This is a genomic window from Moraxella haemolytica (assembly GCF_030177935.1).
In the GTDB taxonomy this organism is placed as follows: domain Bacteria; phylum Pseudomonadota; class Gammaproteobacteria; order Pseudomonadales; family Moraxellaceae; genus Moraxella; species Moraxella haemolytica.
This window is the reverse complement of the sequence record NZ_CP089974.1, coordinates 1,465,147-1,485,011: the sequence shown is the minus strand read 5'-3', so window position 1 is coordinate 1,485,011 and position 19,865 is coordinate 1,465,147. Positions and strand designations below refer to the sequence as shown.

20 protein-coding genes are annotated in these 19,865 nt (G+C 42.0%); 11 read left to right on the top strand and 9 right to left on the bottom strand.

Features of this window, described 5'->3' with window-relative positions; genetic code table 11:
* Nucleotides 1–70: 70 nt before the first annotated feature.
* Nucleotides 71–1,798: a proline--tRNA ligase gene (locus LU276_RS07100; protein WP_284673165.1), complete on the bottom strand. Its 1,728-nt coding sequence runs from the start codon at nucleotides 1,796–1,798 to the stop codon at nucleotides 71–73.
* 174 nt (nucleotides 1,799–1,972) lie between these two features.
* Between LU276_RS07100 and LU276_RS07095 the strand changes: the two genes are divergently transcribed.
* Both LU276_RS07095 and LU276_RS07090 read left to right on the top strand, forming a co-directional pair.
* Nucleotides 1,973–2,611, top strand: coding sequence for a DUF4230 domain-containing protein (locus tag LU276_RS07095; protein ID WP_284673164.1), 639 nt, complete (start codon nucleotides 1,973–1,975; stop codon nucleotides 2,609–2,611).
* Between the two features lie 54 nt (nucleotides 2,612–2,665).
* Nucleotides 2,666–3,322 (top strand): phosphoribosylanthranilate isomerase, encoded by a 657-nt coding sequence (locus LU276_RS07090; RefSeq protein ID WP_284673163.1) that lies wholly within the window; start codon nucleotides 2,666–2,668, stop codon nucleotides 3,320–3,322.
* Nucleotides 3,323–3,754: 432 nt separating this feature from the next.
* Here the strand turns inward: LU276_RS07090 and LU276_RS07085 are convergent, their stop codons facing one another.
* The gene (locus LU276_RS07085; protein WP_284673162.1) at nucleotides 3,755–4,027 is read right to left on the bottom strand and encodes a hypothetical protein; all 273 of its coding nucleotides are present in this window, start codon (nucleotides 4,025–4,027) and stop codon (nucleotides 3,755–3,757) included.
* Between the two features lie 81 nt (nucleotides 4,028–4,108).
* On the opposite strand from LU276_RS07085, the gene LU276_RS07080 reads away from it, so the two are divergent.
* The 3 genes from LU276_RS07080 (at nucleotide 4,109) to trpA (ending at nucleotide 7,236) form a co-directional block, all read left to right on the top strand.
* Nucleotides 4,109–4,861 carry an SDR family NAD(P)-dependent oxidoreductase gene (locus tag LU276_RS07080; RefSeq protein ID WP_284673161.1) on the top strand — a complete coding sequence of 251 codons (753 nt, stop codon included), beginning with the start codon at nucleotides 4,109–4,111 and terminating at the stop codon, nucleotides 4,859–4,861.
* 190 nt (nucleotides 4,862–5,051) lie between these two features.
* A complete protein-coding gene (gene trpB, locus LU276_RS07075) occupies nucleotides 5,052–6,251 on the top strand; it encodes a tryptophan synthase subunit beta (protein ID WP_284673160.1) in 1,200 nt (399 codons plus the stop codon).
* A 169-nt stretch (nucleotides 6,252–6,420) separates the two neighbouring features.
* Complete coding sequence (trpA, locus tag LU276_RS07070) at nucleotides 6,421–7,236, top strand: tryptophan synthase subunit alpha (RefSeq protein ID WP_284673159.1); 816 nt, start codon at nucleotides 6,421–6,423, stop codon at nucleotides 7,234–7,236.
* A gap of 100 nt (nucleotides 7,237–7,336) precedes the next feature.
* On the opposite strand, the gene LU276_RS07065 is transcribed toward trpA, so the two are convergent.
* The 4 genes from LU276_RS07065 to LU276_RS07050 form a co-directional block, all read right to left on the bottom strand.
* Nucleotides 7,337–7,612: a hypothetical protein gene (locus LU276_RS07065; RefSeq protein ID WP_284673158.1), complete on the bottom strand. Its 276-nt coding sequence runs from the start codon at nucleotides 7,610–7,612 to the stop codon at nucleotides 7,337–7,339.
* A gap of 221 nt (nucleotides 7,613–7,833) precedes the next feature.
* Complete coding sequence (locus LU276_RS07060) at nucleotides 7,834–8,559, bottom strand: oxidoreductase (RefSeq protein ID WP_284673157.1); 726 nt, start codon at nucleotides 8,557–8,559, stop codon at nucleotides 7,834–7,836.
* On the bottom strand, nucleotides 8,469–8,828 hold the full coding sequence (locus tag LU276_RS07055; RefSeq protein WP_284673156.1) for a beta/alpha barrel domain-containing protein: 360 nt from the start codon (nucleotides 8,826–8,828) through the stop codon (nucleotides 8,469–8,471). The genes LU276_RS07060 and LU276_RS07055 overlap by 91 nt, the downstream gene beginning before the upstream one ends.
* A 73-nt stretch (nucleotides 8,829–8,901) precedes the next feature.
* Nucleotides 8,902–9,018: a 3-hydroxyacyl-CoA dehydrogenase NAD-binding domain-containing protein gene (locus tag LU276_RS07050; protein ID WP_284673155.1), complete on the bottom strand. Its 117-nt coding sequence runs from the start codon at nucleotides 9,016–9,018 to the stop codon at nucleotides 8,902–8,904.
* Between the two features lie 332 nt (nucleotides 9,019–9,350).
* On the opposite strand from LU276_RS07050, the gene accD reads away from it, so the two are divergent.
* The 4 genes from accD (at nucleotide 9,351) to LU276_RS07030 (ending at nucleotide 13,887) form a co-directional block, all read left to right on the top strand.
* Nucleotides 9,351–10,256 carry an acetyl-CoA carboxylase, carboxyltransferase subunit beta gene (gene accD / locus LU276_RS07045; RefSeq protein ID WP_284673154.1) on the top strand — a complete coding sequence of 302 codons (906 nt, stop codon included), beginning with the start codon at nucleotides 9,351–9,353 and terminating at the stop codon, nucleotides 10,254–10,256.
* A 506-nt stretch (nucleotides 10,257–10,762) separates the two neighbouring features.
* Nucleotides 10,763–12,112, top strand: coding sequence for a bifunctional tetrahydrofolate synthase/dihydrofolate synthase (folC, locus tag LU276_RS07040; protein WP_284673153.1), 1,350 nt, complete (start codon nucleotides 10,763–10,765; stop codon nucleotides 12,110–12,112).
* A gap of 168 nt (nucleotides 12,113–12,280) precedes the next feature.
* Nucleotides 12,281–13,222 (top strand): SPOR domain-containing protein, encoded by a 942-nt coding sequence (locus tag LU276_RS07035; RefSeq protein WP_284673152.1) that lies wholly within the window; start codon nucleotides 12,281–12,283, stop codon nucleotides 13,220–13,222.
* A 155-nt stretch (nucleotides 13,223–13,377) separates the two neighbouring features.
* Nucleotides 13,378–13,887, top strand: a complete 510-nt coding sequence (locus tag LU276_RS07030; RefSeq protein WP_284673151.1) for a DUF2726 domain-containing protein — start codon at nucleotides 13,378–13,380, stop codon at nucleotides 13,885–13,887.
* An 86-nt stretch (nucleotides 13,888–13,973) separates the two neighbouring features.
* Here the strand turns inward: LU276_RS07030 and LU276_RS07025 are convergent, their stop codons facing one another.
* The 3 genes from LU276_RS07025 to ribA form a co-directional block, all read right to left on the bottom strand.
* Nucleotides 13,974–14,420 (bottom strand): c-type cytochrome, encoded by a 447-nt coding sequence (locus LU276_RS07025; protein ID WP_284673150.1) that lies wholly within the window; start codon nucleotides 14,418–14,420, stop codon nucleotides 13,974–13,976.
* A gap of 228 nt (nucleotides 14,421–14,648) precedes the next feature.
* Nucleotides 14,649–15,635, bottom strand: coding sequence for an oxygen-dependent coproporphyrinogen oxidase (hemF, locus tag LU276_RS07020; RefSeq protein ID WP_284673149.1), 987 nt, complete (start codon nucleotides 15,633–15,635; stop codon nucleotides 14,649–14,651).
* 71 nt (nucleotides 15,636–15,706) lie between these two features.
* Complete coding sequence (gene ribA, locus LU276_RS07015; protein WP_284673148.1) at nucleotides 15,707–16,306, bottom strand: GTP cyclohydrolase II; 600 nt, start codon at nucleotides 16,304–16,306, stop codon at nucleotides 15,707–15,709.
* A 303-nt stretch (nucleotides 16,307–16,609) separates the two neighbouring features.
* Here ribA and LU276_RS07010 point away from each other — a divergent pair, with 303 nt between their 5' ends.
* Together LU276_RS07010 and LU276_RS07005 are read left to right on the top strand one after the other, a co-directional pair.
* Nucleotides 16,610–18,703 carry a 1-deoxy-D-xylulose-5-phosphate synthase gene (locus LU276_RS07010; protein WP_284673147.1) on the top strand — a complete coding sequence of 698 codons (2,094 nt, stop codon included), beginning with the start codon at nucleotides 16,610–16,612 and terminating at the stop codon, nucleotides 18,701–18,703.
* Nucleotides 18,704–18,907: 204 nt separating this feature from the next.
* Nucleotides 18,908–19,741, top strand: a complete 834-nt coding sequence (locus LU276_RS07005; protein WP_284673146.1) for an inositol monophosphatase family protein — start codon at nucleotides 18,908–18,910, stop codon at nucleotides 19,739–19,741.
* Nucleotides 19,742–19,865 lie beyond the last annotated feature (124 nt).

The following is a 19,865-nucleotide window of genomic DNA, read 5'->3' as shown; positions in this document are numbered from 1 at the left end:
TAAAATATAAAGAACAGACCGTTTAAGGTCTGTTCTTTATTGGGTTGATGACAACTTATCAATCAGTCTGTCAAAATTTCATTAAAATTTCATCAAGGCTTAGCATGATTTTTTCGCCATCGGTGCGTTTGACATACTCGTACTTACCTTCTGCCAAATTACGCTCAGAGACAACAATGCGATGTGGCACGCCAATAAGCTCTAAATCGGCAAACTTCACACCAGGGCGTTCATTACGGTCATCAAGCAGTACATTAACCCCTTTTTCTTTGAGTGTTTGATATAGTTCATCTGCTTTGGCTTCTGCTAAGCCATCTTTTGAACGCATTGGCACGATAGCAACACTAAACGGTGCGATGCTATCGGCTGGGTCAGGGGTGTCTGCCCAAATAATGCCATTGTCATCGTGATTTTGTTCAATGGCAGCAGCGATGATGCGACTAACACCAATACCATAGCACCCCATCATCAGAGTTACAGGCTTACCTTCTTTGCCCAACACCTTGCAACCTAGTGCATCAGAGTACTTATCGCCTAGCTGAAAAATATGACCCACTTCAATACCACGCTTGATTGAGATGACGCCTTTGCCATCTGGGCTGATATCGCCATTAACGACATTGCGAATATCCACAACTTCAGTGATGGTGGCATCACGCTCCCAGTTCATGCCTGCGGTATGCTTATGTTCAATATTTGCACCACAAACAAAGTCAGATAATGCAGCAGCACTTCTGTCAACGAATACAGGAATATCAAATTCTGCCAAATCAGCACTGATATAACCTTTAATCAGACCTGCTTCTTTAATCTCTTCTTCGGTTGCCATGGCGAACGGAGTGGCGACTTGGGATATTTTTTCGGCTTTGATTTCATTTAGGGTGTGGTCGCCTCGCAAGATGAGAGCAACCAGCTTTGGCATATCAGGTTTATCTTCTGAATATGAGCCTTTTACGATGAGTGTCTTCACCGTGCGATCTAAAGCGATACCAAGATGCTCGGCGACCTCTTCGCAAGTTGGCATATTTGGTGTATCAACATCACGGCGTTCTTCGCTTGGGGTAGCTCGCTCGTTGGTGCAAATTGCTTCGGCAAGCTCAATATTAGCTGCAAAATCTGACTTGCTAGAAAAAGCGATGTCATCTTCTCCGCTTTCAGCCAAAACATGAAATTCATGACTGGCAAAACCACCAATAGAGCCAGTATCAGCCTGTACTGCACGAAAGTCTAGCCCTAGACGAGTAAAGATACGACCATAAGCCTCGTACATGTCTTGATAGGTCTGTGCTAAGCTGTCTTTGTCAATATGGAAAGAATAAGCATCCTTCATGGTAAATTCACGAGCACGCATCACACCAAAGCGTGGGCGAATCTCATCTCGGAATTTGGTTTGGATTTGGTAGTAGCTAACGGGCAGTTGTTTGTAGCTTTTTAGTTCATTTCTGGCGATGTCGGTGATGACCTCTTCGTGGGTCGGGCCTAATACAAAATCACGACCATGACGGTCTTTAAAGCGAAGCAGTTCTGCCCCATAATCTTCCCAGCGACCAGACTCTTGCCACAGTTCGGCAGGTTGGGTAACTGGCATGAGCAATTCTTGGGCGTTGATGCGTTCCATTTCTTCACGGACGATTTTTTCGACACGCTTTAACACTCTTAGTCCTGTAGGCATCCAAACATACAGACCTGAGGCAAGTTTGCGAATCAGTCCTGCTCTTAGCATAAGCTGGCTTGAGATGATGTCAGCATCGCTTGGCGTTTCTTTTAAAGTGGCGAAAGTAAATTGACTGGCTTTCATGGCTACCCTTAACAAAATGGCAAAATATGAATGATATTTTTATCTTAAAATGTGCTATCTTAAGGCAATCTTAGCCTTTTATGCAACTTAATTTTTAAAAAATTTTTAAAAAAATGGCTGTTTGTCTGATTTTATGATAAATTTTCTATGATTGATGTAACAAAGAGAAAAACGATGAAAAAAACCAAACTGCCTTTATTTTATTGGGTGCTTTTGTTGGTGATTGGTGTTGTGGTTGGGTTATTTGCCAAAATGTATGATGAGTCTGCCAGTCAGGTGAACGCCATCAGTAGAGATGGTATCATTACCGACATTCAAAAGCTGTCTCGATTGCAGTCGGTGGCATTTAGTATTGATACGGTCATTACGGCAAATAAGGCAGGGACTTGGCAACGACTGTGGCAAGATGAGCAAAAAGGGTTGTTTGTAGCACGAGGTAGGGTGTTATCTGGTGTGGACTTATCCAATATTACCCCTGAGATGGTGCAGGTGAGTGAGCGTGATGGGGCTGATGGCAAACAGATGCACATTATGATTAGTGTACCGCCTTCTGAAATTTTTGCGGTGTATTTGGATGATTTGGAGGTGTATGACTGGCAAACAGGGCTGTTTGGTGCGGTGAATAATGACTCGCAAGTCCTAGCCCAAGCGTGGATATCTGCCAAAAATGAAGTGTTAAACAAGGCTTGTCAAGGTGATGTCTTGACATTGGCAGCAACGAACGCTGCCGAGCAAATCAAAGGCTTGTTTATGATGACAGGGGCGAGCGTTGAGGTTGTCAGCCAAGGCACGGGTGCTTGCCAAATGCCCTAGTAAAACAAGTATAATTTAAGCAACAATTAAAATAACAACACGGAAAAACAAGCCATGCAAATAAAATTCTGCGGACTTACCCAATCTTGTAGCCTAAAAACTGCCGTATCACTTGATGTCAATGCGATTGGACTGGTGTTTTATCCACCCAGTCCTCGCTATGTGGACATTGCCACTGCCCAAGTTTTAGCCCAAGTCGTACCGGCCTTCACCACTCTTGTTGCTTTGGTGGTGAATATGGGGGAGAGTGAACTTGTCAATCTGGCAAAATCTGTGCCATTTGATATTGTGCAATTTCATGGTGATGAAACTGCTAGTGAATGCCAACAACTTGCTAGTCTAATCAATAAACGCTGGATAAAAGCCATTCGTGTGGGTAGTCATGACACCCAAGATGCCATTTTGGGTCAAATTCAGGAGCTGACACAATGTGGGGCGAGCGGTGTGATTTTGGATACATTTAGCCAATCGGCATTTGGTGGAACAGGTCAAGCATTTGATTGGCAAAAAATCCCAGACGACTCACCCTTACCCATTTATTTGGCAGGGGGATTGACCCCTGATAACATTGGCGATGTCATCAATAATAAATCTTTGATGGCAAAAATTGCAGGCGTGGATGTCAGCGGGGGTATTGAAAAAGAAAAAGGAGTGAAGTGTGGAGAGAAAATGATAGCATTTATGAAGGGCGTCAAGAGTGGTTATAAATAAGTAAGAATGTTGTAAGATTTATCTTGACACATAACTTATAATTACATATTATCTAATTTTTCCGTTTTTAATAAAAAATTTATGGGTTTGTAAAAAATACATAATGGTAAGATATTGGCTGTGTATTTGATGGCTAAAGATGGATAAATCTCGCTTTTGATGATGGAGAATTTAAAAAAATCAGTCTCAACCAGTCAAAATGGACTCAATTGTATCTTAAGCCAAAGCAAATCATAACATTTGACAACCAAAGAGTACTACATACCAAAAATGGATTTACTCCTAAATTTAATGGTCTTGACAGATGGCTAATAAGAGTATTCGGACTATATCATAAGCCGGATCGCTGTTATCTTTTCTCACAAGACTGTCATCATCAATTGTCCGCACCATTATTTGTATAAGGAATTATTATGTTTTTAGATGGTAGCATTATTGCACAATATTTTTATACTGGCTTGGGTTTGTTGGTTGCTGCCTCTTTTGTGGCAGGCTATATTGAACTGTCGCATCCATTAAAAATTTTATTAAGGCAAAATCTATTATTTGGAAGATTGTGCCAATCGGTATTGTGTCAGCATTGATAGGGGCGTTCATAGGTGCAAAAGCCATATTGATGTTTCCAAGCCATATCATTGAGTACATTATTTTTGCCTTTTTACCAATTGGATTGTTAGCGACTTTATTTAAAGGTAAGATTGTCAAAATGTCATAAGGCTAGCATTTTAGATATCAAGCCTGTCAGTTTCAAAAAGTAAATCAATATTTAAACCATTAGGAAAAGTCATGAATATTTTAATTACAGGCGTAACATCAGGTTTTGGTTTGGCGATTGCCAAGCGTTTAATCAGTAAAAACCATACTGTGATTGGGACAGGCAGACGAGCTGATAAATTGGGCAATATCAAGGCAAAGCTTGGCGATAACTTTATGCCTTTATGTTTTGATGTTAGTAATTTAGATGACACTAAGTCTGCTTTGGATAGTCTAGATAAAGCGATTTTAGCCAATATTGATGTATTGATCAATAATGCAGGTTTGGCACTGGGATTGGAGACGGCAGATAAAGCCAGTATTACGGACTGGCAGACGATGATTGATACCAATATTTTAGGGCTTGTGAATATGACTAATAGCATTTTGCCTTACATGGTCGCCAAAAATAGCGGACTGGTTATCAATATTGGTTCAACCGCTGGTACTTATCCGTATCTTGGGGCGAATGTCTATGGGGCAAGCAAGGCATTTGTGAAGCAGTTTAGTTTAAACTTGCGAGCAGATTTGATTGGCAAAAACATCCGTGTTACCAACATAGAGCCAGGTCTTTGTGGCGATACAGAATTTAGCAATGTGCGATTTAAAGGCGATGATGAAAAAGTCAAAAAAACTTATGAAAAAGTGGATTATATCCGCCCTGATGACATCGCCGATATGGTAAACTATGTCATCAATCTACCGTCTCATATCAATATCAATCGCCTTGAGGTCATGCCTGTGGCACAGACTTTTGCAGGTCTTACGGTGGTGAAAGATTTATAGAGCATAAAAAGGTAAAAAGATATCCATCTGTCAGTTGGTAATGCACCAAAAAGTTTGGTAGGCTTAGGCCATACTGGGTGTCTCATCACATTCAACATCTGGTATGATGAATATGACAAAAATTAGTTGCGACAGCGAAATCATGGCATTTTTGATTGATGCCACTTGGTAAAAAATAAAGGAAAACTACATGGTAGACTATACTCAATATCCTAATTCATCAGGTCATTTTGACATTTATGGTGGTCGTTTTGTTTCTGAAACTTTGATGACGGCTTTAGAAGAATTAGAACGCATTTATTTAAGCGTTAAAAACAACCCAGAGTTTTGGGCAGAGTTTCATGATGATTTGGTGAATTATGTTGGCAGACCGACGCCTTTATATTTTGCCAAACGCTTAACTGATGAAACAGGTGGGGCAAAAATTTATCTAAAACGAGAAGATTTGAACCATACAGGAGCACATAAGGTCAACAACACCATTGGGCAGGCACTACTTGCCAAACTGGTCGGTAAAAAACGCATCATTGCAGAAACCGGAGCAGGTCAGCATGGCGTAGCAACAGCCACGATAGCGGCACGGCTAGGTCTTGAGTGTGTGGTCTATATGGGGGCGGATGATGTAGAACGCCAAAAAATGAATGTATATAGAATGCGTCTTTTGGGGGCAACGGTCGTGCCTGTAACCTCTGGCTCTCGCACACTAAAAGATGCCATGAATGAAGCAATGCGAGATTGGGTAACCAATGTGGATAGTACTTACTATGTGATTGGTACAGTAGCAGGTCCTCACCCTTATCCTGTGTTGGTGCGAGATTTTCAGGCAATCATTGGGCGTGAAGCCAAAATGCAACATCTTGAAAAAGAGGGTAAAAATCCCGATGCGTTAGTTGCTTGTGTGGGCGGTGGCTCTAATGCAATGGGATTGTTTTATGAATTCTTGAACGATGATGTGGCGATTTATGGTGTAGAAGCAGGCGGACACGGCGTAGATACAGGTAAGCATTCAGCTCCACTAAATGCAGGTCGTATCGGTGTTCTGCATGGCAATCGCACTTATTTGATGGCGGACGATGAGGGGCAAATCATAGAAACGCACAGCATATCAGCAGGTCTTGATTATCCAGGAGTGGGTCCTGAGCATAGCTTTTTAAAGGATAAAGGGCGTGTTGATTATGCAGTGATTGATGATGATGAAGCTTTAGAGGCTTTTAGGATTTTGACAAAAACCGAAGGTATCATCCCTGCCTTAGAAAGTTCGCACGCTGTCGCCTATGGATTAAAACTTGCCAAAACGATGAGAACAGATCAGTCTATTATCATTAATTTATCAGGGCGTGGCGATAAAGATTTGCATACGGTGATGAAAGTTGAGGGGATTGAGCTTTAGGTATACATGAATCCAGATCTATGGTTGCTAAGAGCCATCAGATTGGCAAATCAAATGCTGTGATGGACAGTTGTTATGTTATTCATGGCGATGACAAAAACCAATTGGTAGTACCTTTATCAAAAAAATCATCGACTTGCTGCTATGTCAGCTATAAAGAGAATTTAAAATGACCCGAATTACCCAAACTTTCAATACCCTAAAATCCCAAAACAAAAAAGCCCTGATTCCCTATATCATGGCAGGCGACCCCAATCCTACTGTTACCGTGGATTTGATGCACAAGCTTGTTGCTCACGGAGCTGATATTATTGAGATTGGCTTGCCGTTTTCTGACCCCATGGCGGACGGTTCTGTCATTAGCTTGGCAGGCGAGCGAGCATTGGCAAATGGCACGAGTACTCGCCAAGCAGTACAGATGGTGGGTGAATTTCGCAAAACCAACACAACCACGCCTGTACTACTGATGGGTTACCTAAATCCTGTAGAAATTATTGGTTATGACGACTTTTTGGGATTATGCGAACAAAACGGTGTGGATGGGTTGCTTTTGGTGGATTTACCACCCAACGAAACCGATGAAACTTTGTCGCAAAAATTGATGAACAAAGCGATAAATCAAATATTTTTGCTTGCCCCCACCACCCAAAGCGACAGACGAAAGGCAGTGTTAAAGCGTGGCACTGGCTTTATTTATTATGTATCAGTCAAGGGCGTAACAGGCTCAAAAGCCTTGGATACAAGCGATGTAGCAAGCCAAGTGCAAGCGATTAAAGCTGATACCGACTTGCCTGTTTGTGTGGGCTTTGGTATTCGTGATGGTGAGAGTGCCAAAGCGGTTGCTCAGTTTGCTGATGGCGTGATTGTGGGTAGTGAATTGGTCAAAAACTTTGCTGATGTAGGACAAGATGCTACCAAAATCAAGCAGGCGACTCAGACCATTTTGGCAAAAATGGATGAATTAAGGCAAGCAATTGACCAATGATTCTTGATTGGCGGTCATATCTGTTGATGATGGATTGGCATGAAAGGGTAGGTATGGCGTTGGTGTAATGTACACATTATAATGATTTAATGTTTTGCGATTAAAAAAACACAAAACAATTATTATCTTCCACCTTTTCACCCAAAATTAAATCCTCATCGCCATTGACCGCCAAAATATAGTAAGGCTTGTTGTCAACCTTAATCATATCATAACCAAAGAAGAATGTTGAGCGTAAATAACCTACGGCAAATGCCAAAAGAATCAGATAAAGAAAAATAAATCCTATGAATAGCTGATAATATTGCTCATTACTGGTGAGATGTTTGATACTGATGGAAAGCCGAACGGACTGACCTGCTTGACTAAAAACCAAATTGATATCAAAATTATGTGGGATTTTTATGCGTTTTGATGTATTTTCGTTAGTAAATATTGCTATATCATGTCTAAAATAGCATTTAAAAATACAAATTTAAGTGGTGGCGTAAAAGTAGGCTGATTGAAATGTTAATCTTTAAACTCATCTGTGCATAATAAAAATCATCTAGTTGCTATGACTGCCTAGATGATTTTTATTATTGGTTTCTGTTATTATTAGCTTCTGCCTGTGGTGAGTTTTTGTTTACCTTCTCCCTTTAGGCTTTGCACGATTAGCATTGGATCAAGGTTGGGGCCAGATTCTTTTCCTGCTACTATTCGACCAAGTTGTGCCATGTACCATGACAGCTCTAGTACTGAGCCGACATTTTTATCAATCTCTTTAATACCTGTACGCACAGGGTTAATGTTGATGGTTTGATAAGTTCCTGCTTGCATTTGTTTTGGTATATCAGGCATCATGATTAAGGGGCGTCCAATACCCACCAAATCAAGCTCACCGCTTGCTAGTGCCTCATCCATTGCCTGCTGACTTCTAAATCCACCTGTGATGATGAGCGGTACTAGGCTTATCTCTCTGACTTTTTGGGCATAATCCATAAAAAATGCCTCTCGTTTTTTGGTACTGTCTTTAGCACCCATCATGGCAGGGCTTTCATAATTACCATCTGAAATCTCAATAAAATCAATCTCAAGTTCGCTTAGGTGTTTAACGACAGCGATGCTGTCATTTTCATCAAATCCACCCTTTTGAAAATCCGCTGAATTTAATTTCACACCTACCAAAAAATCAGCTCCTACTGCTTGACGAATATCGGTATAAATCTTAATCAGTAGTCGCATACGATTTTCTAAGCTACCGCCATACTCATCCTCTCGTCTGTTATGATGTGGAGATAAAAACTGGCTGATAAGATAGCCGTGAGCGGCATGAATTTGCACCCCTTTAAAACCTGCTTTTTTGGCAATTTTGGCGGTGGTGGCAAACTGATTAAGATTGTTTCAATCTCATCAAGCGTTAAGGCTCTAGGAGAATTCATCCTGTCTGCCATGCCTTCTAAGGCAACAGCACTTGGGGCGACAGGTTTTGGATTGACATCTTTAGAGACTTGCTTGCCCGCGTGATTAATCTGCATCAGACATAAGGTATTATCGGCATTACCTGCGTCCGCCCATTGCTGTAGTAGAGCTAAATCAGACTCATCAGACACCACCACATCGCCTGCCGACCCTTTGCCTTGATATAGTTATCCGCCAAAGTCTCAAAGCGTTTTTTGGCGTTATTTAACGCTTCGTCATTAATGTCATAGCTGACACTTGAACGCCGTGATAAGCAGCTTGAAAGGCGATTTGAGAGCCCAATACGCCGGCACCGATAACGCTTAGATGTTGAATGGTCATGATTTTACTCCTAGTAATTGATAAAATTGTCTAACCAAAACTATTTAACTAAAATTGCCTAACTAAATCAAAAAAATTGCTGTATCGCCATTTTGAGTTTAGTGTTCGCTTATTGGTCTTTATCTTATGATATAATGATTGCACCTGTCATGGGTTTTTTGCGTTGTTTGTATCACAGATGTGTTTCAACAGTAATTGGTGATTAACATAACCAAGCACTTGTCCGCCATGTATCAAATTTCACCAATATTATTACAAAAAATATCAAAATAGCGATACAAATTGGTATTCTTATGCTATGATACAACAGTTCACTCAAATTAGGAGTTTTAATGAGTCAGACTGCATCAAATACTCAAACAGACGCTCCAGCAACTTTCAAAAGCTGGTTGGATCGACCTGTGCCATCTATTAAGCAAGACCGCATCGTCCAACTGTCTGCAGTGGATACTGAACCATCTACCGAATGCCCTAGTTGCCATACACTAACGACCAACACCTCGTTGATTTTTAATCAATATGTCTGTCCTGATTGCGACCATCATTTAACGATGTCTGCTCGCCAGCGTTTAAACTGGTTTTTTGAAGTGGTTGAGGGTGAGCTTGGACAGGAATTTCAAGCAGGCAACCCCTTGCATTTTGTGGATTCTAAGCCTTATCCGAAGCGTATGACAGAAGCCCAAGCAGCTACTGGCGAATCTGAAGCACTTGTTGTTATGCAGGGAAAAATTAAGAATCTTGAGTTGATTGCTTGTGCTTTTGATTTTAAATTCATGGGCGGTTCAATGGGTTCTGTGGTGGGTGATCGCTTTGTCCAAGCTGCCGAAAAAGCCCTTGTTGAGAGTAAACCTTTGGTCTGTTTTGCAGCCTCCGGCGGAGCAAGAATGCAAGAGGGCTTGTTGTCGCTTATGCAAATGGCCAGAACCTCTGCTGCCATCGAGCGTCTGCGTTTGGCAGGCGTGCCGTATATTGTGGTGTTAACCAACCCCGTCTATGGCGGTGTTACTGCAAGCCTTGCCATGCTTGGCGATGTGCATATCGCCGAACCAAAAGCGATGATTGGCTTTGCAGGCAAGCGAGTCATTGAGCAGACTGTGCGTGAGGTGCTTGATGAGCCATTTCAGCGTGCAGAATTTTTACTTGAAAAAGGCACGGTGGATATGGTGGTTCATCGTCATCAGCTTGTTGAGACGGTGCATCGCCTGCTAACCAAGCTGTGCAAATTGCCAAATGCCTGATACTTTAAAAACCAAATTAAGTATATTGATTTGGTTTTTAAAGTTTTGTCAAACCGTTTTTGTAAAACTATTTTGATGGAACTCTTTGCGATAGGTTTGTTGATTTATTTGTTATGATGATGGGTAAATCTCATCGCTAAATCATCAGAGAATAACGCCTGATTGAGAATGGCATAAAGATTGCATGGCGGTCAATAATACACAAAATTGCCAAAATAGCATCATTTTAATGAATAAGCCGTTGATGGGTATAGTAAGTTGTCTTATGATACTAGCTTAGCTTATGTTGGCTCTTTTATGAAAAGTGGTAAAAGCGGTAAAGAAAGGATTGTTTGCCACCACTGGCAAAGATGTGGGTAAGTAATTGCCAATATCTTTGGTCTTGCCCAAGCTATTTTTTGCTGTGCTTTATTTGCTGTTGTGGTATAATAATCCAATCAAAAACGCTTGCAATGCAGGCGTTTTCTTTATGAATAACTCAAAATGACAAACCATCAAAACACAAGATGAACACAAGCAACCAAAACTCACCAAAACTCACCGAACAAGACAGTCTGTCTGCATGGCTTGACTACATTGCAGGCATTCATATTTCTGCTATTGACATGGGACTTGAGCGGGTATTGCCTGTTGCCAAGCGATTGGGTATATTCAAAGATGATTCACCCCATCGCCCCCATGTCTTTACTGTGGCAGGGACGAATGGCAAAGGATCAACCACAGCAACCATTGCACAGATTTGCCAAAGTGCAGGTTATAAGACGGCGTTGTATCAGTCGCCACATTTGGTGAGCTTCACTGAGCGTATCAAGGTAGATGGTGTGGATATTGATGAGCCATCGCTTGTGCGTGCTTTGGCAAATGTTGAGCGAGTGCGTCTAGAGTGTGGTTTATCACTGTCCTTTTTTGAGATGACGACTTTAGCGGCATTTTTAATCTTTAAAGAAAAAAAAGCAGATGTGTGGGTGCTTGAAATTGGCTTGGGTGGCAGGCTTGATGTGGTGAATATTATTGACCCAGATGTGGCGGTAATCACTAACATTGACATTGATCATGTAGATTGGTTAGGTCATGATATTGACCAGATTGGCTTTGAAAAGGCGGGCATCATTCGTCCTAATATCCCTGTGATTTTGGGGGCAAAAAAGTTGCCATCAAGCGTACTTAAAGTCGCTAAAGACAATGAAGCAAAAGTCTATCAGCTGGGCGTTGATTATGATTTTTCTGAACAAGATGAGAGCTGGCAGTATTCATCAAGTGGTATTACGCTTGATTTACCCAAACCAAACTTGTCTTTATTAAATGCGGTGAATGCTGTGAGTGCGGTACTGGCATCATCACTTGATATCCACCCCAAGATGATTGCAAAGGCATTGAGTAAGGCAAGTTTGGCAGGGCGGTTTGATGTCAGACAACTAAATGCCAGACGATGGCTGTTTGATGTGGCTCATAATGCACACGGCATGGCTTTTTTTCTAGAGCAATTTGTACCGTATTGGCAAAACCATATTTGCTCGCACCCTAATGCTAAATTGCACTTTGTTTTTTCTATGCTTGGGGATAAGGATACAGGGGCGGTGCTTGATTTGGTGCAAAAGCGTTTAGATGATGGAGATTTTACTGTTGCGACATGGCAGGTGGCTGCCATCAATCATATTCGTGCCATGCCTTTAGTGGACATTGTCAAGCTGATGCAGCATCATCTAAAATCTGCACAGATTATTACGCATAACCATCTAGAAACGGCGACTCAGACGGCGATACAGGCGAGTGATGAATCGGATTTGTTGGTGGTGTTTGGTTCGTTTTATACGGTGAGCGAGGTGCTAATGGCGATATTGGGTAAATCTTATTGAGAAGATGAGTGGCTTTTATGATGTATTAAAATCACGAAAAAAACACTGGTTTTGATGCACATTGATTGACAATACGAAATAAACATTGTATTTTTATGCGTTAATTTAACAAGTTGTGAGATAATTTGATTAAGCTGGCTTAATATCATCATGGCAAATAGGTGGTTTATGATTTCAAAACAAATTCTTTTAGGTTTGGTGTTATTGGTGGGTGGTGCGGTTGCTATGTTTGCAGTGATGCAAAATGAAGAGGCGAACCACACCATTTCTCAAAACACCACCGACATCAGACAAGAGAGCGTGGCAGGATCTACGGTGGCACCTTTGACCGCTGATCTGGCAACCGAAGAAAAATTACTCGCTCAAAAACAAAAAGAGCGAGAGATGCGTAATCAGCAGATGGCAAAAGAGGCTGATGAACTTCTTAGTGAGCAAGAGCAGGCTCGCATATTGGCACTAGAAAAGGCAAAGCAGGAGTTCGCCCCAGTTAGTGCGGACAAACCAATCAGTGTTGATAAGGCATCGCAAAGTGAGCTTATCGCTGTGCCTGCACGAACACAACCTGAGACGCTGAACAAGACCGTAAATGCTAAGCTTGAGTCAACCCAAAAATCCCAAACCATCAACAACAAAACAAGTCAGCACAAGGTGATGGTGGGCGATAACCTAACGCTTTTATCTCGTCAATATGGTGTGCCGGTAGCAACCATCGCAGCGGCGAATAATATGGCTCCAGGAGATGCTTTGGTTTTGGGTCGTATCATCAAGATACCGGCTGCCACGCTAGGTGCTACCGGTCAAGCCCAGCAAGCAGAGACTGCCAAGTCTGCCAAAGCAGATAATAAAGATCCGGCGAGTGACAAAAACTCAACAGGAGCAACTTATAGCGTGCAAGTTTCTATCTCTCCAAACAAGGCTAAAATTGATGAGATTGTTACAAAGTACCGTAACGCAGGCTATCAGGTCAGCACTAGCCAAACCAATCGTGGCATTCGTGTGTTGGTCGGCTCAGCAAATTCCTATGATGAGGCAAACGCTCTAAAACAAAAAATATCTCAGGATTCCCGAGTAGATTCAAACGGTGCTTGGGTTAAAAAAATGGAAAGATAATATTGGTCATGCTGTTTTGGATGTATCAATCATCTAAAGAGATGTTTGCTTGACTTGAAAAAATGACAAAAGCACGGTACAATCCATGCTTTTCGTTTTTCTGTCAAATAAGTATTTGATTATATTAAATTTTATGAATTTATGTTGGTGTTTTGATGAGTGAGTTTTGGTTGGTTGGTGCTGTGGCGGTATTTGTTTTTATTATTTTTTGGTTTAAAAGACCCAAAAAAGAAAAAGCGATTAAGGGTGATGAACTTGCCATTTGGCCGTTTGAACCGATGCTTATCATGACAGATAGCGAAGTTCAGTTTTTTAAAAAGTTGCAACTTGCTTTGCCTGAATATTTGATTTTTAGTCAAGTGCAGTTGTCTCGTATCATTGAGCCTAGTGAAGAAGCAGGGAGCGACCGTCAATTTTGGTTTAATAGAGTGTGTCGTCAGAGTGTGGATTTTGTTTTAATAGATAAAGACATGCAGACTGTGTTGGCAGCGATTGAGCTTGATGACTGGACGCATGAGAGTCAAGCACGCCAAAAACAAGACGCCAAAAAAGACAAGGCTCTGTCCAGTGCAGGCATTCCTGTTATTCGTTTTCATGCTGAAAAAATGCCGAGTATTGAGATGGTTCGTGCTGATGTGATGGAGGTCTTGCGACTGTTTGGTTGATCTATACCGTTGCTTGAACAACAGCCCTAAATACACATTGGATTTAGGGCTGTTGTTTTGGATGATGGTGAGTTATTTGGTCTTAATTATTTTTGTTTGTAGGTCTTATGGCACGAGCCACAGCTTTCTAAAACTTTACCAAGAGCGGGTTCAACATCAATGATTGATTGGGCATTTTGGGCGATATTGACTAATGCATCAGCGGCGGCGTTAAACTCATCGGCTTTTTCTTTAAAACCTTGAGCATCTGACCATACAGTGTCTTGTGAGCTACCTTTATTTTCTGGATTGGCAAAGTGCGTCCATACTTCTTTGGAGCTGGCACTGATGAGATCAGCTTGTTCTTTAAAGGTTTTGGCATCAAAGATATCTGGTTTGTCCATCATGCCTTTCATGATATTGCTTGAGATACGCCAATCTTGCATGATGTCTTGACGAGCTTGCACATCGGTAGGGGTTGTGGTTGAGCTACAGGCACTAAGGGCAACTGTGGCAGCTGCGATGATGGTGGCTGTCTTGATAAGTGTTTTCATAATCTGACTTCCCTAGTAATAAAGTGGGTGGCTAGACAGCATGAGTAGCTGTCAGATGATTGCAAGAAATATAACACATAAACCACCAATACTCAATGCTTGGCTATGTTCAATATATCATCTAGATTGCTTGCAATTTGATTGTTAAATCACCAATCCGATGAGCCGATGAGACTTATTAAGAGTATGAGTCATCAGAAGTTTGGGTTGGTACTCATTGGGTTTGGTTTATTGAGAAGATAGATTTAGCCAGTCTTTGGGTTTTAGATAAAAATCGGTGAGTTCAAATTCTTTTGTGCCCGCCTTAGGTTCATAACGATACGACCAACTTACCAAAGGTGGCATACTCACCAAGATGGATTCGGTGCGACCGTTGGACTGCAAGCCAAAAATCGTGCCACGATCATAGACTAGATTGTATTCAACATAGCGACCACGACGGTATAGCTGAAAATCTCGCTCGTTTTGGGTGTAAGGCTTGTGCTTATTGTTATCAAAAATGGGTAAAATGCCATCTAAATAACCTTGACCAACTGCCTGCATAAAAGCAAAGCAGGTATCAAAGTCCCAACCTGTGGTTGTGGTATTGACATCATCATAAAACAGACCTCCCACGCCACGGCACTCTCCACGGTGCTTTAGATAAAAATACTCATCGCACCATGCTTTGTATTTGGTGTAGATATCCTTACCAAAGGGCTGACATAAATGATGAGCGACCCTATGCCAATGCACCACATCATCAATATTCGGATAAAAAGGCGTTAAGTCAAAACCACCACCAAACCACCAAATTGGCTCGCTGCCATCTGTGGGTTGTGCCACAAATAGGCGGACATTGGCGTGACTGGTGGGAATGTGTGGATTTTTTGGGTGAATGACGAGCGATACCCCCATCGCTTGTGCCTTTGCCCCCGCTAGAGCCGGGTAACGCTGTGATGCTGATGGCGGTAAGTGATTGATGTGAATATGGCTAAACATCACGCCGCCTTTTTCTATCACCTGACCATCAGACAGTACGCAAGAGCGACCACCGCCACCTTCAGGACGCTCCCAATCATCAATAATAAATTTAGCTGTACTACCACCATCAATGCCACCTGATTGCTCTTGAGCTTCTAGAGCTTGACAGATGCGAGCTTGTAGGTTGGTCAAAAATTGACGAACTTGATTAAGTTTGGTCTCAAAATCAATGGTGGTGCTAAGTTGTGTCATAAATTGGCCTATGAATTTAAAGATGGCTATGTTGTAATAAGTGCTAAAACAGTTGGGCTAACTACCAGTTGTCATGGCTGTTCATGATGAATCAGGTGTCCCATCTTAGTATCTTTGACATTAAGATAATCTTGATTGTGCGGATTAACGCCGACAATGAGTGGAATGCGTGCCACAACCTCAATACCTAATTGTTTTAATTCTTTGATTTTATTGGGGTTATTGGTCATCAAGGTTATTTTAGTTGCACCGACATGCTCCAACATATCTTTGCACATCTCATAGCTACGAGCATCTGCTGGCAATCCTAAAAGCAGATTGGCCTCTAGGGTGTCATGCCCTTGGTCTTGTAGGGCGTATGCACGGATTTTATTGGTCAGACCAATTCCTCGTCCTTCTTGACGCAGGTATAAAATTGCACCGCAGCCATGTGCTTGCACCGCTTGCATGGCAGCGTTTAGCTGTGGACCACAGTCGCATTTTAGTGAGCTAAAAGCATCACCTGTTAGGCATTCAGAATGAATACGCACCACAGGAATGGTGGCAGGATTATTGCAGGGTAAACCATAGCTTAACAAGATGTGTTCTTGCCCAAGTTCATTTTCAAAAACATGAATATCAAACTCTCCATGGGTGGTAGGCAGTTTGGCTTTGGTGATGAATTGATACAAAATAAACCCCAAAAATGGCAATATGCCAATAATGATTTTATGTGGCGTAATTATGTGAAAATCTGATGAAAAACAGCCCATCTATCTAAAAATAATGGTATTTTTCTAGCAAAAATAAAGCCCATCTTGTAAAATAGTCGCAAGATGTTGCCAAAAATGCTATTATGCCATACTCTTTTAACGATTGAAAAGATAATTACAGCAGTTCTGCTAAATTATGATTAAAACAACCTAAATAATAGAAATTTATTCACTTGACAAATTGGAATGTAGCCAATCATGCCAAAACCAATGGATAGCCAGATGTTTAACCCAAAAGTATTTAATGCAATTCCAACCACTCGCCCAACCACGCCTTTGTTGGATCAGGTTGAATCGCCTGCGGATTTAAAGGCGTTTGGCATTGATGAACTGTGTGTATTATCCGATGAACTTCGTGAGTATATTTTATACTCGGTGGGGGTGTCAGGAGGGCATTTTGGGGCAAATTTAGGCGTGGTGGAGCTAACGGTTGCTTTGCATGCAATCTATGATACCCCTTATGATAAACTGGTTTGGGATGTAGGTCATCAGGCATATGCCCACAAGGTGCTGACAGGCAGGCGAGATGGGCTGACCTCCATTCGCAGTCGTGGTGGATTGACAGCTTTTCCTGAACGCACAGAGAGTGAATACGATACCTTTGGTGTAGGGCATAGCTCTACCTCTATCTCGGCAGGGCTTGGCATGAGTCTTGCCAGTCGCATATTGGGTGAAAACCGAAAAGTAGTAGCGGTCATCGGAGATGGGGCGATGACAGGGGGCATGGCATTTGAGGCGATGAATGATGCGGTGCAACAAAATGCTGACTTGACTGTGGTACTCAATGATAACGATATGTCTATCTCGCAGGCGATTGGGGGATTTAGTCGTCATTTGGCACGCCTTTGGCAAAGAGGGCTTGCCTTTGATATTGATAAGCATGGCAATATTTTGATGACTAAGCGTGAAATCAGTGCTGACGATCGCCGTGTTCGTCATTATCTACACATGGCAACAGATGCCAAAGAAACACTTGAGAAAATCCCTGCTAAATTAGGTGGTAGTATTGGCAAGAGCATTGGGAATCTTTTGGGTAAAAATGCTCCGCCCATGCCTTTATCAGATAAAATTGCCGAAAAAGTCAACGACCACCTATTTCCTGATAATCTGTTTAAGGCGATTGGATTTACTTATCTTGGACCTTTTGATGGGCATGATTTACCAAAGCTTTTGCAAGTTTTTGAGCGTGCCAAGAAATTGGGCGGTGCGGTACTGATTCATGTGCATACCGTCAAAGGCAAGGGTTTTTTGCCAGCTGAAAACGATCCTGTTACTTATCATGCCATTAGTAAACTACCAAAAACCGACCAAAAATCAGAGCAGACAACTGCCAAACCTATTGCTAAAAAATATTCCGATGTTTTTGGTGAATGGCTCATGGATACCGCCTGCGATGACAAGATGGTTGCCATCACGCCTGCAATGTGTGAAGGCTCTGGCATGGTGGCGTTTGCTCATGCCCATCCTGCTAAGTTCTTTGATGTGGCAATCGCCGAGCAACACGCCGTAACTTTAGCTGGCGGTATGGCAACAAGTGGATTAAAACCTGTGGTGGCGATTTATTCTACTTTTTTACAGCGTGGCTATGACCAATTTATCCATGATGTTGCCTTGCAAGACTTAGATGTAACCTTTGCCATAGACCGAGCAGGGCTGGTGGGCGAGGATGGTGCCACGCACGCAGGCGTGTTTGATTTGGCATACCTTAGATGTGTGCCGAATGTTGTTATTGCCACTCCTAGTGATGAGCATGAGTGCTATCATTTACTCAACGCTTGCTATCAGCATGGCGGAACGGCTGCTATTCGTTATCCACGAGGGGTGGGAGTGGGGCGTGAAATTGATAAGCAAAGCAATGAACAGTTTGCCATTGGTAAGGCTAAAATCGCTTGGCAATCGGATAATTTTAATAATAAAGCGGATAAAAGATTTGCTGTACTGGTCTTTGGCACTCGTTTATATGATGCACTGTCAGCCAGTCAAAATTTCCATCACGGCACAGTAGCCCCCATCACGGTGGTGGATATGCGGTGGGTCAAACCACTAGATACGAAGCTGATTGGTGAGCTGATAGAGCAGGGCGTAACTCATATCATCACAGCAGAAGAGCATCAAATCATGGGTGGGGCAGGCTCAGCGGTGGGCGAGTACCTAGCAAGCATTGGATTTGTGGGTAAGCTTACCCAAATTGGCATTGATGATAGATTTGTCGCACATGGTTCGCACGGTGAGCAACTTGCCGAATGTGGACTTGATGAACAAGGGATTTTGGCACACTTAACCGCACTAAATGACTGTGACAAAATAGAGCAATAAAAATCTTACGGCATGGCGAATAATTAGTTCTGATTGTCATATGTTGTATGCGCATTTATTTAAACTTAAGCCATCTAAAAACCATCAAAAATTATGGTAATTTAAACTTAATTTTTGTATAATGGCAGATTATTTTTGTATGATGAATACAAAAGCATTCTTTAACTTATTCAATAAAACTCATCAAAATTTACAAGGTGTATTATGGAACCTATGGTGGTGATTGCCTCCCAAGTGGCAAAAAAAGTCGGTCATGAGATTTTGCGTGCACATGAAAATCGCCATCGTATCGATTTGGCGGTAGAATCTAAGGGCTTGGACGGATTGGTAACAAAAATTGACCGTTATGCCGAAGAGTTAACCATCTCTTTATTAAAAGAAAGTTATCCAAATCATTCGTTTTTGGGTGAAGAATTTGGTCTACAAGAAGGTAAGGGTAATGATGCTGATTGGTGTTGGATTATTGACCCACTAGACGGTACGCACAATTTTGTGCATGGCTTGCCGCATTTTTGTGTATCCATTGCTGTCCAAAAAAACGGCATCACTGAGCATGGTATCGTTTATGACCCTGTGCGTGATGAATTATTCACCGCCTCTCGTGGTCGTGGGGCACGCCTAAACCAACGCCGAATTATGGTTTCAGACAGAAAGACGATTGCAGGCGGGTTGTTTACCACAGGGCACCCTTATGAGCGTATGGTTGGCGAGAGACGAACCAGCTTCGCTCGTCAGCATTTTGCTAGTCTGCAGGCTGTGTGTGAAAACGGCGGTCAGGTTCGCCGTTTGGGTTCGGCAGCACTGGATTTGTGCTATGTGGCAGCAGGTCGTTTTGATGGTTATTTTGAAATGTCATTAAAACCTTGGGATGTTGCAGCAGGTGAATTGATTGTAACAGAAGCTCGTGGCGTGGTGGTGGATCATCACGGAGCAAGTCAATCAATGAAGACAGGTTCGGTATTTGCGTGTAATGTTAAGCTATTAAAACCGCTGATGCAACTTGTCATCCCAACTTGGGAAAATGCCTTGATTCACTGATAACTTATGAGACAAAAAGCCGTCCTTTGGGACGGCTTTTTTATTTATGCTAAGATGACAGCTTTTAAGGTGGTCAATACAAAATGCCCATTTGCCTTTAAAAAGTATCAATTTTTATGTATTA

Bases quoted from the DNA above. Each gene is read 5' to 3' on its own strand.
- LU276_RS07035 (WP_284673152.1), top strand. From the start codon at position 12,281: ATGATTTCAAAACAAATTCTTTTAGGTTTGGTGTTATTGGTGGGTGGT.
- accD (WP_284673154.1), top strand. From the start codon at position 9,351: ATGAGTCAGACTGCATCAAATACTCAAACAGACGCTCCAGCAACTTTC.
- LU276_RS07050 (WP_284673155.1), bottom strand. From the start codon at position 9,018: ATGACCATTCAACATCTAAGCGTTATCGGTGCCGGCGTATTGGGCTCT.
- folC (WP_284673153.1), top strand. From the start codon at position 10,763: ATGAACACAAGCAACCAAAACTCACCAAAACTCACCGAACAAGACAGT.
- LU276_RS07080 (WP_284673161.1), top strand. From the start codon at position 4,109: ATGAATATTTTAATTACAGGCGTAACATCAGGTTTTGGTTTGGCGATT.
- trpA (WP_284673159.1), top strand. From the start codon at position 6,421: ATGACCCGAATTACCCAAACTTTCAATACCCTAAAATCCCAAAACAAA.
- LU276_RS07090 (WP_284673163.1), top strand. From the start codon at position 2,666: ATGCAAATAAAATTCTGCGGACTTACCCAATCTTGTAGCCTAAAAACT.
- LU276_RS07010 (WP_284673147.1), top strand. From the start codon at position 16,610: ATGTTTAACCCAAAAGTATTTAATGCAATTCCAACCACTCGCCCAACC.
- trpB (WP_284673160.1), top strand. From the start codon at position 5,052: ATGGTAGACTATACTCAATATCCTAATTCATCAGGTCATTTTGACATT.
- LU276_RS07025 (WP_284673150.1), bottom strand. From the start codon at position 14,420: ATGAAAACACTTATCAAGACAGCCACCATCATCGCAGCTGCCACAGTT.
- LU276_RS07005 (WP_284673146.1), top strand. From the start codon at position 18,908: ATGGAACCTATGGTGGTGATTGCCTCCCAAGTGGCAAAAAAAGTCGGT.
- LU276_RS07095 (WP_284673164.1), top strand. From the start codon at position 1,973: ATGAAAAAAACCAAACTGCCTTTATTTTATTGGGTGCTTTTGTTGGTG.
- LU276_RS07030 (WP_284673151.1), top strand. From the start codon at position 13,378: ATGAGTGAGTTTTGGTTGGTTGGTGCTGTGGCGGTATTTGTTTTTATT.
- LU276_RS07100 (WP_284673165.1), bottom strand. From the start codon at position 1,798: ATGAAAGCCAGTCAATTTACTTTCGCCACTTTAAAAGAAACGCCAAGC.
- hemF (WP_284673149.1), bottom strand. From the start codon at position 15,635: ATGACACAACTTAGCACCACCATTGATTTTGAGACCAAACTTAATCAA.